At 64.7% G+C, this 351-nt stretch carries 1 protein-coding gene; it reads left to right on the top strand.

What is annotated here, in order from left to right; genetic code table 11:
- Nucleotides 1–351 (top strand): hypothetical protein (locus tag AC1DMY_RS21115; RefSeq protein ID WP_477166794.1); only part of this gene is annotated, 351 nt, incomplete at both ends.

Genomic DNA, 351 nt, shown 5'->3' with positions numbered 1-351 from the left:
CGGAAGGACCGCGCGGGCGCCAATGTCTTCGAGGGCGGCTTCCTCGGGCTGGACAATATCGGCGTGTTCGATCGCTCGTCGCCGCTGCCCACGGGCGGGTACCTTGATCAGGCCGACGGCACCGCGTGGATGGTGTTCTTCAGCGAGCAGATGCTGCGCATCGCAGTCGAGTTGGCGTTGCGGGAGCCGCTCTACGAGGAGTTCGTCGAGAAATTCTTCCAGCACACGGTGCTGATTGCCGGCGCGCTGGACCGCGTGGGTGAGCGCAACGACGAGATGTGGGATGAAGAAGATGGCTTCTTCTACGATGTGCTGCGGCTCCCGGACGGTGGCGCCACGCGGCTCAAGGTG

It is taken from the genome of Dyella sp. 01L423 (assembly GCF_056399945.1).
The sequence above is the reverse complement of the archived record's forward strand: the minus strand, read 5'-3'. Positions and strand labels throughout refer to the sequence as shown.